Annotated in this window: 8 protein-coding genes; 5 read left to right on the top strand and 3 right to left on the bottom strand. The window is 74.3% G+C overall.

Going from position 1 to position 15,152, the window contains the following annotated elements; all coding sequences use genetic code 11:
• Window positions 1-5: 5 nt before the first annotated feature.
• Entirely contained in the window at window positions 6-644 is a 639-nt protein-coding gene (locus FRAAL_RS07330) for a TetR family transcriptional regulator (protein ID WP_173402680.1), read from the top strand.
• Here the strand turns inward: FRAAL_RS07330 and FRAAL_RS07325 are convergent.
• A complete protein-coding gene (locus FRAAL_RS07325) occupies window positions 612-1,793 on the bottom strand; it encodes an epoxide hydrolase family protein (RefSeq protein ID WP_011602878.1) in 1,182 nt (393 codons plus the stop codon). The genes FRAAL_RS07330 and FRAAL_RS07325 overlap by 33 nt on opposite strands.
• Window positions 1,794-2,289: 496 nt before the next feature.
• Here FRAAL_RS07325 and FRAAL_RS07320 point away from each other — a divergent pair, with 496 nt between their 5' ends.
• The 4 genes from FRAAL_RS07320 (at window position 2,290) to FRAAL_RS07305 (ending at window position 6,346) form a co-directional block, all read left to right on the top strand.
• Entirely contained in the window at window positions 2,290-3,441 is a 1,152-nt protein-coding gene (locus FRAAL_RS07320) for a phosphotransferase family protein (RefSeq protein ID WP_011602877.1), read from the top strand.
• A gap of 155 nt (window positions 3,442-3,596) precedes the next feature.
• Window positions 3,597-4,745, top strand: coding sequence for a thiolase C-terminal domain-containing protein (locus FRAAL_RS07315; protein WP_157892009.1), 1,149 nt, complete (start codon window positions 3,597-3,599; stop codon window positions 4,743-4,745).
• A complete protein-coding gene (locus FRAAL_RS07310; protein ID WP_050997037.1) occupies window positions 4,742-5,203 on the top strand; it encodes a Zn-ribbon domain-containing OB-fold protein in 462 nt (153 codons plus the stop codon). The genes FRAAL_RS07315 and FRAAL_RS07310 overlap by 4 nt, the downstream gene beginning before the upstream one ends.
• A gap of 75 nt (window positions 5,204-5,278) precedes the next feature.
• Window positions 5,279-6,346: a hypothetical protein gene (locus FRAAL_RS07305; protein ID WP_011602874.1), complete on the top strand. Its 1,068-nt coding sequence runs from the start codon at window positions 5,279-5,281 to the stop codon at window positions 6,344-6,346.
• A 53-nt stretch (window positions 6,347-6,399) separates the two neighbouring features.
• On the opposite strand, the gene FRAAL_RS07300 is transcribed toward FRAAL_RS07305, so the two are convergent.
• Both FRAAL_RS07300 and FRAAL_RS07295 read right to left on the bottom strand, forming a co-directional pair.
• The gene (locus FRAAL_RS07300; RefSeq protein WP_011602873.1) at window positions 6,400-12,525 is read right to left on the bottom strand and encodes a hypothetical protein; all 6,126 of its coding nucleotides are present in this window, start codon (window positions 12,523-12,525) and stop codon (window positions 6,400-6,402) included.
• Window positions 12,522-15,116 carry a CHAT domain-containing protein gene (locus FRAAL_RS07295; RefSeq protein ID WP_231861555.1) on the bottom strand — a complete coding sequence of 865 codons (2,595 nt, stop codon included), beginning with the start codon at window positions 15,114-15,116 and terminating at the stop codon, window positions 12,522-12,524. The genes FRAAL_RS07300 and FRAAL_RS07295 overlap by 4 nt, the downstream gene beginning before the upstream one ends.
• Between the last annotated feature and the right edge of the window lie 36 nt (window positions 15,117-15,152).

Below are 15,152 nucleotides of genomic sequence, written 5' to 3'. Positions count from 1 at the left end.
GCCCGGTGGACGGCACGCCGGTGCGTGGCGCCGCGCAGCCGGTGCGGGCCCGCCCCGCCGCGTGGTCCGAGCACAAGGCCCGGGTTCGGCAGGCGCTCGTCGACGCCGCGCTGGAACTGTTCGCCGAGCAGGGCTACGAATCCACCTCCACCGAGCAGGTCGCCGCGCGTGCCGGCGTCTCGCCCCGCACCTTCTTCCGTTACTTCGCGACGAAGGAGTCCGTGCTCTTCTTCGGCGAGGACGACTACATCCGATCCTTCGTCGGGGTGTACCTGGCCCAGCCGGAGTCGCTGAGCGAGTTCCAGGCGATGCGGGCGGCCTTCGTCACGCTCGCACCCGGCGTGGCCCGCCTGCGGGAACGGATCAGGCTCTACCACGTCGCCGTCGCCTCGTCGTTCCTGCTCCGCGGCAAGGAACACGACAACCAGCAGGGCAATCGGGCGCTCGTCGCCCGGGCGGTCGCCACGCGGCGCGGCCTCGCGCAGCCCGACGAGAGCTGCGAGCTGGTGGCCGCGATCGGGATCCTGGCCGAACAGCGCGCGATGCAGCGATGGCTGCAGGGTGCGCCGTCGCGCAGCCTCGGGTCCTACGTCACCGCCGAGTTCGCCACGCTAGCCGAGCTCATGGGCCCCGCCGCGCAGTAGGCGGAAGAACGCTCGGACGTCCTCGGCAAACAGCTCCGGTTGCTCCAGCGCGGCGAAGTGGCCGCCGCGCGGCAGTTCGTTCCAGTAGCGCAGGTCGTAGTGCGCCTCGACGCAGCGCCGGGGCGGTGTCACGATCTCCCGCGGGAAGACCGCGACCCCGGTCGGCACCGTGACCGGCCGGTCCGGGGGGCCGAACAGGCCGGCCCGCATCGACTCGCGGTAGAGGCGCACCGACGAGCCGATCGTTCCGGTGACCCAGTAGGTGGTGATGTTGGTGAGCAGATCGTCGCGGCTGATCGCCTTCTCCACGTCGCCGTCGCAGTCGCTCCACGCCCGGAACTTCTCGACGATCCAGCCGGCCAGGCCCGCGGGCGAGTCGGCCAGGCCGTGGGCGAGCGTCTGCGGCTTGGTGCCCTGAATGGCCTGATAACCGGTCTCGGTCTCGGTGAACCGCACAACCTTCTCCAGCGCGGCGCGTTCGGGGGCGCTCAGCACCGCCATGGTGGCCTCGTCGGGCGGCGGCGCCAGGACCAGGTTGAGGTGGATGGCCAGCAGCCGGTCCGGATGGTGCGCGCCGAGGAGGCTCGCGGCGATCCCACCCCAGTCGCCGCCCTGGGCGGCGAAGCGCGGGTAGCCCAGTTGGGCCATCAGCTCGACGAGGGCGTCGGCCACCCGGCGGATGTGCCAGCCGCCCTCGCGGGTCGGCCCGGACCAGCCGTATCCCGGCAGGGACGGGCAGACGACGTGGAACGCCTCGCCGGGGTCACCGCCGTGGGCGGGTGGGTCGACCAGCCGGTCGATGACGTCGAGAAACTCGATGACCGATCCGGGCCAGCCGTGGATGAGCAGCAGCGGAACGGCGCCGGGATGCGGCGACCGGGCGTGAATGGCGTGGACGGGTGTCCCGTCGACCGTGGTGAGAACGTGCGGCCATCGATTGATCCGGACCTCGGCGGCCCGCCAGTCGAAACCGTCCGCCCAGTATTCGCAGAGGTCCCGCAGGTAGGCCAGGTCGGTGCCGTACTCCCACTGCGTCCCGGGAATCTGATCGGTCCAGCGGGTGCGTCGCAACCGGTCACCCAGGTCGTCGAGAACGGCCTGATCCGTGCGGACCGTGAACGGCTGCGGCGAGAAATCGGTCTGCGGCATCGCGGCGCACCTCCTGTTTCCCCGAATACTTGCCTTTTCCCGAACACCGCACCGCCGGCACCACCGGCCAGCCGTGCAGGCATGCCGGACCACCACCCGTCGCCGATCTCTTTCTGGCAGCAGCCTGCCATCGCCGGTGAACTGATCGGACTCGGGCTGAGCAGACTATGGATCATTCCAGCACTTCGCGCAAGTGCTCGGCCTGGACGCTCTCGGTCGAGGTCAGAGCCGAATAGGGCGAACCCTGGGGCATCGACGATCAGGCGTTGACTCTGACAGTTCACTGCCATACAGTGCGTCGGCATCATCGCCGACCGTCGGGTTCGCCACGATCCCGCCGCCCGCCGGTCGGCGCAGGTGATGACCGTTCCCGCGGCCAGTCGAACAGCGGACGTTCCGCGTCCGGCGCGACCGCTGCGGGCGCCGGTGGCTCCTTTGTGGTGTTCGGCGAGAAATTCCGCCGGGCACGTATTCGTCCCACCGCGAGGAGGACACGTTGCCGGAGTTGACGAACTCCACCTACATCGAATCCGGGCTGCCGACCCGGGATCGTCAACGCGATCCGGAAACGACACGGCAGGCCCTCGAATCGTGGTTCTGCGCGGCCCTGCCGCACCGGGCCGATCTGCGCGTTACCGAGGTGACGCTGCCCCGGACCGGCGGGGTGGCCAACGAGACGTTGCTCTGCGAGACGAACTGGACCGAGGCCGGGGTGACCCGCTCGGCGGGCTACGTCGTGCGGGTCAACTCCCCCGACTTCCTGTACAAGGACGCCGACCTCACCGTCCACGCCGAGATGTACCGGGTGCTGGGCCGCGAGCCGGGCATTCCGGTCCCCGCGGTCGTCGGCCTGGAGACGGACACCGGCGTTCTCGGCGAGGCGTTTTTCGTCATGGAACGCGTCGAGGGTCGCGTGCCCGGGGACACCCCGCCGTTCCACACCACCGGCTGGGTGCATGACCTGGTCCCGGGCGATCGCGCCGTGCTGTGGCACAACGCGGTCGAGGTCATGGCCCGACTGCACCAGGTCGATCCGGCGAAGGTGGCGTTCCTCGACCGTCCGCACCTCGGGCCGGACGGCCTGCGGCAGGATCTCGCGCACTGGATCGACGTGGCGGCCTGGGTGGCGCGGGGGCGCACCGATCCGGTGATCGCCGCGGCCGAGCGGTGGCTGCGCGCGCACGTCCCGCCCCTCGGCGTCACCGCCCTGGCCTGGGGCGACTCCCGGTTGCCGAACCTGATGTTCCGTGGGCTCGACGTGGCGGCGGTGTTCGACTGGGACATGGTGTGCCTGGCCGGCGCCGAATCGGACCTCGCCTGGTGGACGGTCATGGACTACAGCAGCACGGAGTCGGTCGGCGTCGAGCGATTACCGGGCATCGGCAGCCCGGCGCAGACCGTGCGCCGATGGCAGGAGCTCGTCGGCCGGGAGGCCGCGAACCTGGACTTCCACCTCGTGTTCGCGTCCTACCGGCTGGCGGTCATCCTGCGGCGCCTCGGCGACCTGTACGGGGCGACGGGTGCGATGGCCCCGGAGACGATCGAGGAGTTGCGCACCAACAACTTCGGGCAGCAGTACCTCGTCCAGATCCTCGACCTTCCCCACTCGCACCCGGTCACCATGACCTGGCCGGGCCTGGAGCTCTGAGCCGGGCGCGACGACGCCGGGGGGCTGGACCTCGTCGGCGTCTCCGGTTACGATTCTGGCAGTCAAATGTCAGAAACTCGCGGCGAGGCGGCGGCATCAGGTCTGGGCGTCGACGCCGCGTCGGGGCGTGGGTACGCGGCGGGAAGGGCAGTGACGTGAGTCGTTCGTTAGGGGGCGCGGCCGTCGTCGGGATCGGGCGGTCGCCGTTCGTGCGCTCGTCGGGGCGCACCACGCTGTCGATGGCCGCGCAGGCCGCCCGGGAGGCGCTCGCCGACTGCGGGCTCACCGCCGCCGACGTCGACGGCTTCACCTGTTACTCGACGGGCGACAGCGCCGGTCCGAGCCAGGTCGCCCACGCCATCGGAGTCGACGACCTCGGGTGGAGCCTGAGCGTCCTGGGCGGCGGCAACATCGTCACCTCGACCGTGGCGGGGGCCGCCGCGGCGGTGCTGACCGGCCAGGCCGAGGTGGTTGTCGTCTACCGGGTGCTCGGCTCGCAGACCCGGTACGGCCGGGCGCTGGAGCGGGTCGAGGTCGACGGCGAGGGGCAGTTCGCGGGGCCGCACGGGTACCTCGTGCCGCCCCAGTGGTTCGCGATGTTCTGCCGCCGCCACCAGTACGAGTACGGATCCACCGCGGCGGACCTGGGTGCCATCGCGGTGCAGGAACGCGACCACGCGGTGCGCAACCCGCACGCGGTGGCCCGGTCTCCCATCACCCTCGACGACTACCTGAACAGTCGGTGGATCAGCGAGCCGTTCCGACTGTTCGACTGCTGCTACGAGATCGACGGCGCGGTGGCGATCGTGGTCACGAGCGCCGAGCGGGCCGCGGATCTGCCGCACCGTCCCGTCCACCTGCTCGGCGCGGCCGACAGCAACCGCTTCGGCGGCTCGGTCGACCAGTGGGACGACCTGAGCTGCATGTACTCCCGGGACACCGCGCCCCGGCTGTGGTCGCGCACCGGGCTGCGTCCCGCCGACATCGACGTCGCCTGCATGTACGACTGCTTCACCTTCACCGTGATGGCGACCTTCGAGGACTTCGGGTTCTGCGCCAAGGGCGAGGTCGGCGACTACTTCCGGGCCGGGCGGGCCACCTACGGCGGCGACGTCGTCGTCAACCCGCACGGCGGGCTGCTGTCCGAGGGCTACATCCACGGCCTGAACCACCATTACGAGGCGGTGCTGCAACTGCGCGGCGACGCCGGCGACCGGCAGGTGAGCGGCGCCGAGACGGCGCTGGTCACGTCCGGTGCCGGCCCCTTCGGCGGCGCCCTCGTCTACGGAACGGCGGAGGCATGACCACGACGCACGAGGAGCGCGCGACCGTGGCGGCCGATCCGCTCAGCCTCCCGCCGCAGCCGGTGCCGGACGCGGTGACCGCGCCCTTCTGGGCGGCCCTGGCCGAGGGCCGGCTGGCCATGTGCCGCTGCGGGCACTGCGGGCTGTGGATGCAACCGCCGCTCGAGCGGTGCCGCCGGTGCGCCGGGCCGACCCGGTTCACCGACGTCGCCGGCACCGGCACCGTCTACTCGTTCATCGTCCAGCACCGGGCGACCGTGCCCGGCTACCTCGACGACCTGCCCTACGTGGTGGCCCTGGTCGAGCTCGACGAGCAGGCAGGCCTGCGCCTGCCCGCCCGGATCGTCGGCGTCGACCCGGCGGAGGTGCGCTGTGGCCTGCGGGTGCGGGCCGAGTTCGCCGACCTGCCCGGCGGCGACTTCACCGTCGCGCTCTTCCGCCCGTTGGACGAGTCATGACGGCGACCGGTCCGGCGTGTCGCGCCGATTCCGCCTCCGGCCCGCGGGATTTCCGCCCACGATAGGCTGTGCGTCGTGTCGGGGGGATTGTGGGCTCGGATAAAAGGCGGCCTCGCCGCGGACGCAGAGCATGTGACCACGTGCTTTCTGCCGGCGCCTGGATCGGCGCCGATCTGGCCGGCGCAGGGATATCTGCGGCTGTGGCTCGCCGAGGGTTTCCTCGCCAGGGCGCGGAACTGGGGAAACGACCGCTTTCCGGTGCTGCATGCCGGCGCGTCGCTGACGTTCGGTGCCGGCGCGCCGGTCGCGTTCACGACCTTCTCGCGGCCGGCCGCCGCCTGGGCGGTGCCCGGCGACCAGTTTGACTTCCCCATCACTCCGCTGCTGCCGTTCAACGGCGGCACCGTGGAGATCGAGGCGGCGGTTTACCAGGCCGCTCAGACGGGTCCGCTGGGCACGGCGGCCTCGTTCGTCGCCGGGTTCGCCGAGCTGCTCGGGCCGCCCCTGGCGACCGCGGCGTCGGTGGCGAACGCCATCTCCACCGGCCTGGACTCACTGATCGGCGCGTCCGGCGACGAACCGGTCCTCGGCGTCCACTACGCGATGATCAGCCCCGGTGGCGGCGGCCAGCCGGTGCAGGCCGGCCATCTCGCCGTCGTGAACGCCCCGCCCGGCTCGCTGCCCGGTGAGCTCACGATCGGCGCCGACGGCCGGCTCGCCGTCCGCGGCGACCCGACCGTTGCCGGCGGGTCAGGCGGTGCCGGCGGCGGGGAGCGGCGGCTGACCGGGTTCGACTACCTCGTCGTGCGGGTGGAGACCCGCACCGAGCACGACGTCTGGCTGTCGCCGGCCATGACGACGCTGATCACGCAGGCCCGGCTGGCACGGGCGCACGGACGGGCAGGGGCGTTCGCCGACCACCGCGCCGAGGCCGTCACCCTGGCCTGGACGTCCGCCGACTACGTCGAGTCCGACCGCCCCCGGATCGCCGCCGCGATCGCCGCCGCCCTGGACGCCGGCCCCGAGCAGGCGGCCTTCGCCGACCCGGACGCCACCGTCGCCGACGAGGTGATCGCCCTGCTGCCCGCCCGCGACGACCCCGCCCTCGCCGCCCTCACCCTCGCCGATCTGCTCGCCGGCTGACAGCGGCGACGCCCCTCGGCGCGGGCACGTCCCACCGGGCCGAGGGGGTGCCGTCAGGGCAACAGCAGCAGGACATCGTCACCCGGACGCGGACTGTCCCCCGGACGCGGACTGTGACCCGGACGCGGACCGCCAGTCGGAAGGGGACCGTCACCAGCAGAAGGATCGACCGCCACGGCGACGCCCGTGGGCGCCGGCCCGTCGCCGGAGGCGGCCTCGGCCTCGTAGATCAGGTCCTTGACCCGCCGGGCGGCGTAGACCGGCGCCAGGAGCGGTCCGGTGGGGCCGAGCCCGCCCCGCATCGCGAGATCGACCGTCTCGCGCGTCAGGGCGCCGACCGCGGCCGCAAGCTCGTCGGGCAGGGGTGGGATCACCAGCACCGCCGGAGCCCCCGCGTCGAGCGCGGCGATGGCCAGGTCGACGAAGCCCGCGCGATCCTCACCCAGGGGCGCCGCCGCGCCGTCCATCGGATCGGCCTGGAGCACGGCCAGGTGGACGTCGCCGACGTCGAGGTCCTCGATCCCCAGCAGGTTCTCCTGCTCCGCGGCGGACGAGGAGGACCCGTCGTCGCTGACCCGCAGCCGCACCCCCGACATGGTGTGCACGGGGGTGCCGATCACCTGCGCGATGACCGTCGAGGCGGCCAGGTCGCCGTCGGGCCGCAGGTGCCGCGGACCGCGAAAGGTACCCGTCGACCCCGATCGGGCAGGCTGGTTGCCGACCGGCTGGAAGCCTCTGGACCCGAAGCGCGCGAAGACGATCGTGCGGGCGGACCGCGGGGGTGCGGTCGCGGCGAGCCGCCGTTCCCAGTCCTCGCCCCGGGCCTCGTCCTCGACCACGAGCGGGATCATCCACAGGCGTCGGCGCTCCCAGGCGCGCCAGCGGCGCCGGCGCACGAACGTCGCCCGCTGCCCGTCCAGCCGCCACAGCGGCCGGGCGGACAGGACACGGTCGACGAGGGGCCACGGCCTGTCCGCCCACAACGGCCAGCTTGAGGTCGGTTCCGAGGTGACAACCGGCGCCATCAGGCGCCGGGGCACGGCAATGGCCGTGTACTGGCCGTCCCGGATCCGGATCGGCGAGCCGACGCGCAGGCGCAGGCGGTCGGGTGAGACGCAGGCGGGGCTGCGACGCCCGGCCCGTGGCGAACGGCCGCGCCCCGGGAACAGCGTCGCCGGCATGTTCCGGAGGCTGCCGGCGGCCCAGGCGGCCAGTGTCGCCACCGACGCGAGCACGAGCAGGACGCCGGGGATCAGGAGGGCGGGCAGCACCACGTCTCCGTCCCGCCAGGAGGTGCCCTCGCCCGTCCTGACCGCGTCCCCGGACCGCGAGAACACGACGATCAGCCCCGTCACGGCCGCGGCGAGAAGCACCACAGCGACCGCCGAGACAGTGATGCGCGTCCGTCGCCGGGGACGGCGACGCGCAGTGGCCGGTTCGGACCGCCGCCCCGCGGCGTCCGATCTTGTGGGCCCGAGATCGCCGTCGGGGCCATCCAGGTCGCCCAGGGCGGCCGGATCGGCCGGACCGGTCGGTGCGGCTGGATCGGCTGGATCGGTCGGATCGGCTGGATCGGCTGGATCTGCAGCGGCGGCGGACCGGACAGACGGAGCGGGCTGAGCCCATGCCCAGTAGCGCCAGGGGGGCGGCGGCACCACGGCGGCGGACAGTTCGGGCGGTGGGGATGGCGCAGTCGCGTCCGGCGGGCCGTCAGCGGGTCGGTGCTCCCGCCCGGCCGGCCCCGGATGCGACCCGGTCCGCACCAGGTCGAGGCGTTCGAGCCAGCCCGGCCAGGGAGCCAGCCGCGACGAGGACGGCGGAGCCGTCTGCGGGACGGGTGCCTGCCCGGCACGTTGGCGCAAGCGGGCGGCGAGCACGACCGCGGCCTGGGCGCCGAACTCGTCGCCGGCGTTCCGCAGCAGGTCCGCCACGGGCCGCGGCGCGAGATCGGAAGGATGTTCCGGCATCCGTTCCGCCGCTGCGGGCGGCGCGAGCTCGAACGGGTCGTCCAGCAGGGCGGCGGCCTGCGCGGGCAGCCGTGGGGCGAGGACCTCCGCGACCGCCATCGCATCGCGGGCGCCGGCCAGCGGCGGCAGCGCGGACAGGGTGAGAGCCACCGGGTCGCCGCCCGACGGCGACCGTAGGGCGCGCCGAGCTGAGCCGGGCAGGCGGCGCGGGTCCCGCAGCAGCGCGGCACCGCGCAGCCGCGTCTGCGGGTCGGTGAGGCCCCCCGGGTCGCCGAGGTCACTGAAGCCGGCGGAGTCACCGAAGTCGGCGGAGTCACTGAAGCCGGCGGAATCCCCAGGACTGGCGTCGGCCGTCCCAAGCGGTCCAAGGCCCAGAGTCCGCCACTCGAGGCGGTCCACCGCGGCCGTCCCCGAGGGCAGGCCCAGCTCATCGACCGGCGGCGGGAGCGGCGGGACGACCGGCGGGCCCGGCGGCGTCCCGCGGGTCAGCGACTCGTGGTCCTGGCAGCGCCACCAGGCGTGCCAGCTACCCGCCTCCGCCGGACCGTCCGGCCGTTGCCCGCGGACCAGGGCCAGCACCAGCCAGGCCTCGGCCCGCACCGGTACGGAACCTGCCCGTGCGAGCTGGCGGATCGACGGGCTGAACTCGGTGGTCCGGTAGCGGCGGCACAGCGCGAGCAGGGCGAGCTCGCACTGCTCGACGGCGGCGAGGTCGTCGCCGTCCGCCCGGGCTGCCTCGCGGTACCTGGTGATGATCTCGGCGGCCCGGTGCGGCTCGTCGAGCAGCATCCAGGCATCGGCGACCTCGACCGCCAGCGGGCGGACCTGACGGTGCAGCCAGCTCGTCGGATGCCGCCCGGCCACGTACCCGAGATGATCGTCGAAACGTTCGAGCACGCCACGGGGGATCACGTGGTGGTCGAGGGAGAGGCGGACAGCCGCGGCGACGCGTCGCTCGGCGTCAATGTCGCCGGTGCGCCGAAGGATGTCATCCAGCCAGGGTGCGGACAACTCAGGCGGCTCGGCCGGAGGAACCCGGCGGGCGCGCAGCAGCAACACGGCAAGGTGGGCGCGGTCGACCAGCCCGGGGGGCACCACCCAGTCGGCCCAGGGCCGGGCGGTCGCCGGCTCGAACCGCTCGACGGTCGCGAGCAGCCTGTCCGGCGAGATCTCGGGCGCGGCAGGCAGGCGCAACGCCAGGATGGCCTCGGCGACCTCGGCGGCCAGCACGACCCCCGGATCGTCCGCTCCCGGCGCGCCGCGCGCGGCGCCGAGCAGCTCGTCGACCTCCCACCGGACGTCCCGCCCCACCGTGGCGGGCCGGCCCGACTGAACTCCGACGATGGCCGTCCCGGACGCCATGTTTCGAACGGAGCCCGCCAGCGCCCCGCGCCAGACCGACGGATGATCGGGCCGAACGAGGCTGACACCGGGCCGGCCCCCGCTCCTGACCGGACCGACGTCGGGCAGTGTGCCCTCCGCGAGGGCCTCCGCGGCCGCGAGAAGCGACCCGGCCGGCACGTCGTCGACGGCAGTCACGTCGTCGAGGGCGTCGACGACTGTCGTCGCCGCGACCGGGCCTAACGGCGCGAACGCACTCCCGCCCGAGGCGAGCAGGCCGAGCACAGCCCTGGCGCGCAGAAGGTCACCGTGCTCGGCCAGAGGATGGCGGGGCGCCTGGTCGAGCACGGCGGCCCACAGTGCCGGGGCCTCGGCGGGCTCCCCGACGTGGAGGCGCGCGGCGGCCTGGGTGGCAAGGATCGCCGCCAGGATCGTCGGGTTGGGCGGACGCGGCGCCGGGCCGGCCGGATGCGGCGGACCCGACGGGAGCGGCGGACCCGACGGGAGCGGCGAGTCGGCCGGACGCGGCGGATGAGACGAGAGCGGCAACGGGTAGGGCGCGAGGCCGTCGGCACGCAGGCGTTCGACGGCGGCGGCGCGCACGCAGACCTGCGCGGCCCAGGCCCAGGCGCCGGACGCGACGATCCGGTCCTCCAGGTCGACCCAGAAGGCGGCGGCGTCCGCGAGCGGCAGCAGTCGCACCGCGGTCTCGACGGCCTCGGCGGTGACTGTCGCCAGCGGGCCGGCGGTGACCAGTGCGGCCGCGTCCCGGCCGAGGCGGGCCCGGTCGAGCGGGTACCGCTCGGGCTCGGCGGCGGCGGCGACGGCGACCCGAATGCGGTCGCGCAGGTGCTCGTCGACCTCGATCACCAGCGGTTCGCCCTGGGGGCCCAGCGCGCGGACGTGGATCCATTCCTGGGCGGCAAGACCGTCGAAGGCGGCCTGCGGATCGAGGCCGGCCCGGCGCAGCGCGGGGCTGATCATGCCGAGGTCGAAGCGGCCGAGCTCGGCGGCGATGGCGAGGGCGCCGCGGGCGTTGTCGTCGGCGAGGCGGGCGATGATGCGCCGTTCCACCAGCGGGTCGCCGGCGGCGCGCAGCACGGCCGGGTCGAGGTCGGGCTCGCGGGCGATCCACTCCCGGTAGGCGGCCAGCTCGAACGGGTTGTAGCGGACGTCGCCGGCCAGTGAGGGCGGCATGCGGGCCCGTTCCAGCAGCGCGGTGCGCAACGCGCCGCCGCGCCGGCGACCGGGCAGGACGGTCGCGGTGCTGGCCTCCTGGGAGACGGGGTCCAGATCCCTGTCGTCGAGCCCTGCGTCCGGCTCGGGGCGCGGGGCGTCGAGGTAGCGGTGGGCCTCGTCTGCGGTGAAACCGGCGACCGGGACCACCCGGACGTACTCGCGGGCCAGCAGGACGGGCCCACCGGCGCGTTGCTTCCTGTCGGGTGGGGGGACGAGCGGACGGCGCCCGGCCAGGACGACCCGGACGCCCGGGAGCTCGGCGTGCAGCCGTTCCAGCAGGTCGAAGGTGCGGTCGATGGCCGGGGCCGCGGTGCCCGGCGCGTATAGCTTGGCGAGTTCCTCGCAGGTGTCGAGCACGAGGACGACGCGCGGGCGGCCCAGTTCCCGCAGCACCCGGGCGAACGCGCGGACGACCTCGTCGAACAGGGCCCGGATCGTCTGTGCGGCGGCGGCCCGCAGCGCGCTCGCGGTCGACCGGACCGGGCCGTGGTCCGGGTAGACCGCCGAGCCATAGACCTGCTCCGCGGCCTGCTCCGCGGCTGAGGGTTCGGGGCCGGTACGGCCGAGCTGCTCGTGCAGCGCGTTGGCCGCGTCGCGGAAGCGCCGGTAGGAGTGGTACCAGCCGCGGCTGGGTCCGTAGCCGGCGAGCTCGTCGGCGAGGGCGAGCAGCACCTCCGCGGGCCGGTGCTCGGGGTAGCGGGGGTCGAGATGGTCGAAGTCGACGCGCGCGACGGGGAACGGCGCGATGTCCCGCGCGGCCGCGTACGCGCCCGAGGCGAGGTAGCGCAGCACCATCGTCTTGCCGATGCCGCCGGTCCCGAGCAGGTGGACGGCCCACTGCGTGCCCGGCCCATCCTCGGCGAGCAGCTCGCCGAGCGGTTCCTCGACCTCGGCCCGGTTCTGGTAGTCGCGCAGGTATTCGGCGTCCTGGGCGTCGCGGTGGGCGCGGTCGAGCCGCCAGCCGGCGCGGCGGGCCGCCTCGGCGAGTGTGCCCCCGCAGACCGCGCCGATCGTTCCCGCCGCGGCCACGAGCCGGGCTGCGGCGGCCAACCCCGCAGGCGGTTCGACGCGGCTGCCCGGGCCGGCTCCGGCGGCGGTGACGAGGCTGTCGACCCGCTGGAACAGGCTGGACCCGGAACGGTCGCGGCGGTGCTGGACGGCGACCTCCAGCCAGGGCGCGAACTCGCGGGCGAGCTCCCCCGCCGACGCCTCGGCCGCCGCCGCGATCACCTCACTGAGCGCGTCGACCTCGGCGTCGACGTCGAAACCCTGGCCGCGCAGGTGGCGGCCGACCTCGTCGCGCCGGGACGACCGCAGCCAGAACACCTGACGGACCGTCCGGCGGGGGCCGAGGGCACGCCGCCGCTCGATCAGACCGGCCTCGTCGAGTCGCGTGAGCAGCGCCGCCAGCTCGTCGGCGGCCACAAGGCCGAACAAGGCGGCGGTGCCGTCCGTCCACTCGGGCACCAGCGCCAGCCGGCACAGTCCGCTCGGCGCGAACGCCGCCAGGGTGGCCGTGCGTGCCCGCGCCAGCAACGTGTCGACGTCCGGCTGCGGGTCCTCGGGGGGATCGCTGCCGGGACCGGTCGTCCCGGCGGGGCGTCCGGTGGGCGGGGGCGGCGACGATCTCACCGGACCTGCTCCTCGTAGGCTCGCATGGCGGCCTCGTCGTCGGCGGCCACGAAGGCCTCGTAATCGGCGAGAATCGCGGCGACGAAATACAGGCGCTCGCCAACGGCGGTCGGTTTGCCCTGCAGGCGCCCCAGAGTCTTCTCGATTCTCGCCCGTGATGCGTTCCGCGCGGCGGTGTAGACGAACGGATAACTCGGATGCCACGGGTGGAGAAGCACCCACTGATATCCCAGTATGGCGCTCGCCGGGGACATCGGGGCCAGCTCCGGGAAGACGAAGCCGGGCTGGCCGGCCTGGCCGTCCCGGAAGTCCTTGAGAAACACCCCCTCCTGCTCCACCAGGGAGGCGGTGACGACCACGGGGATCGGCCGGTCCGGGCCGCCCAGCCCGTCGCGTCGGATCATCGCCAGCAGCGGCCGCAGCCCACCAACCCACCGATGTACCTCGTCGCCGAGCACGACCACCCGCGTCGCCGCGCCAAACGGTTCGCCGGCGGCCCCGGCCGCGTCGGCGAGCGCTCCCAGGTCGCGGGCGAGGCGGTGGCGCAGCCCCGGTCCGGGCAGCGGGGCCGTCCCGGCAGTGAACTCCGCGACCGCGTCGTAGAGCAGGTCGAACCGCGCCTCGGCGCCGACGCCGCGCAACGCCTCCGGGCTGACGGTGCCCGCGAGCCGCGAGTCGGGATCGGCGTCGAGGACGGTCAGCGGCGGCGGGTCGATCCCCAGCACCTCGGCGATCATGATCGCCTTCTCGAGAACCTGACTGACGACCGCACGCAGGTCAGACGGCGCGGCGCCGGCGCCGAAGGGGCCGATGAGCAGCGGCAGATGCCCCGTCCGCAGCAGGCGCAACCCGACCTCGCGCAGCAACCGGCTGCCACCCAGGCCACTCATCGAATCCCTGGCGACCGCGGCGACAAACCCGGGGCGGGCTTCCGCCGCCGGAGCGGCCAGCGCGTCGGTCGCCGCGAGCACCCGGTCATGGCCGATGAACACCGGCGCCTGGCGCAGCCCCAGGCTCTCGGCGGCCTGGCGCAGCCCGAGCAGCGGCGCCGGGTCGACCACCCGCAGATCCGGCGGGACGTTCTCGGCCAGGACGAGGGTCGGCATCGCCCAGTCGAGATACCGGCTCGGCGGGTCACCGTGCAGCAGCGCCGCGCGCCGCCCAGCCGCGGCGGCGTCGACCACCGAAGCGCCCTGCTGCACCGCCCGCACGAACCGGCGGGTGAACAACCGACTCGCCTGCTCGCTGACCTCACCGGACATCGCGACCACGATCGGCACGCCGCGCACGGCGAGCTCGGCCGCGAGCGACCGCCCGGCGGCCCGGGCCGCGTCCGGGGGCGCGTCGGGGTTTCCCGCTGGCCCGTCGCCGGGGTCGTCCGCGTCCTGGCCACCGGGGCGGGCGCTGCCGCAGGCGCTCAGGATGACCGCCACCGGCATGCCCGCCGGGCCACGCAGTGCGAGCGCCAGGGTCTCGCCGTCGACGAAGCGGAACCCGTCCGGTTCGCCTGGGTCGCAGACGCGGAGGACCGCCCGGTGCTCGTCGACGTCACCGTGCGCGACCAGGTGAACGACGTCCGGCTCGAACCGCGCGCAGACCTCGCCGAGGTCGGCGAGCGTCGCGTTGGTCATCGCCCGCGAGACGCACAGGCCCTCCGCCTCGAAGGCGCGCATCAGGCCCATGAACATCGCCCCCGGGCGGATCACCGCGTCGTCGAGGGCGGAGCCGGCGACGAACAGCACCCGCGGCACCCGCCGGATCGTCGCCGGCGCCGGGGTCGCGGTCGGCACCACCCGGGTGACGGCGACGAGCGCCCGGGGATGCCCGGCAAGCGGCGCCTCCCCGTCGTGCATCGCCTCCCACACCAGGCCGGCCAGCGCCGTGTCGTCCGCCGGCCAGCGCAGCGCGAGCTCCACCCCCCGGGCGGCGTGCACCGCGGGCGCGGCGAGCAGGCGTCTCCACACCGGCGCGAGCAGGCACTCGAACAGCCACCGGCCGTACAGCTCGGCGTCGTTGTCGCGCAGCTCCCGGCCGGCGATCCGGGCCAACAGGCCGGAGATCTCGCCCTGGTCGCCGGCGCACACCGCGGCCAGTGTCGGATCGGCCCCTTCCGGCCCGAACGACGGGCCGGCATCGGGCGCGGGCCGCGCCGGGGGCATCGAGCCGCCCGAACGGACGGTGTGACCCGCAGGGTGACCGTGACCGGGCGGATGATCCTGACGCGCGCCCGCCCACAGCCCCCTCTTCCCGCCCCGCCACGGACGGGACGACCCGGGACCGGGCCCCAGCCCCGCGGCGAGCTGCGGCCCCGCCACGAGATCAGCGTCGGCCAGCGGATCCCATGCGGCGCCACCGTCGGGCGCGGCGGCACCGTCGGGCGCGATGGTCCCCTCGGGGTAGTCGGGCATGGGCGGCGCGGGCGGACCCGGGGGCCCGACCCACCAGGTCGGCACCCGTCGCGGCAGTCCGTCGACGTCGGTGACCACTACCGCGGCCATCCCGTACCGAGCCGTGATCCCCACGCCCCGTACGTGCACGGTCCATTCGTCCCCACGGTCCTCGACGTCGACGAGGACCCGTGGGATCCTCACCGCCCCTCGGCCAGGGTCGAGGATGTCAAGGTCGTC

The organism is Frankia alni ACN14a (assembly GCF_000058485.1).
GTDB classification, from domain to species: domain Bacteria; phylum Actinomycetota; class Actinomycetes; order Frankiales; family Frankiaceae; genus Frankia; species Frankia alni.
The sequence above is the reverse complement of the archived record's forward strand: the minus strand, read 5'-3'. Positions and strand labels throughout refer to the sequence as shown.

Excerpts from the sequence above, each read along its gene's own strand:
- FRAAL_RS07325 (WP_011602878.1), bottom strand. The coding sequence starts at position 1,793 with ATGCCGCAGACCGATTTCTCGCCGCAGCCGTTCACGGTCCGCACGGAT.
- FRAAL_RS07310 (WP_050997037.1), top strand. The coding sequence starts at position 4,742 with ATGACCACGACGCACGAGGAGCGCGCGACCGTGGCGGCCGATCCGCTC.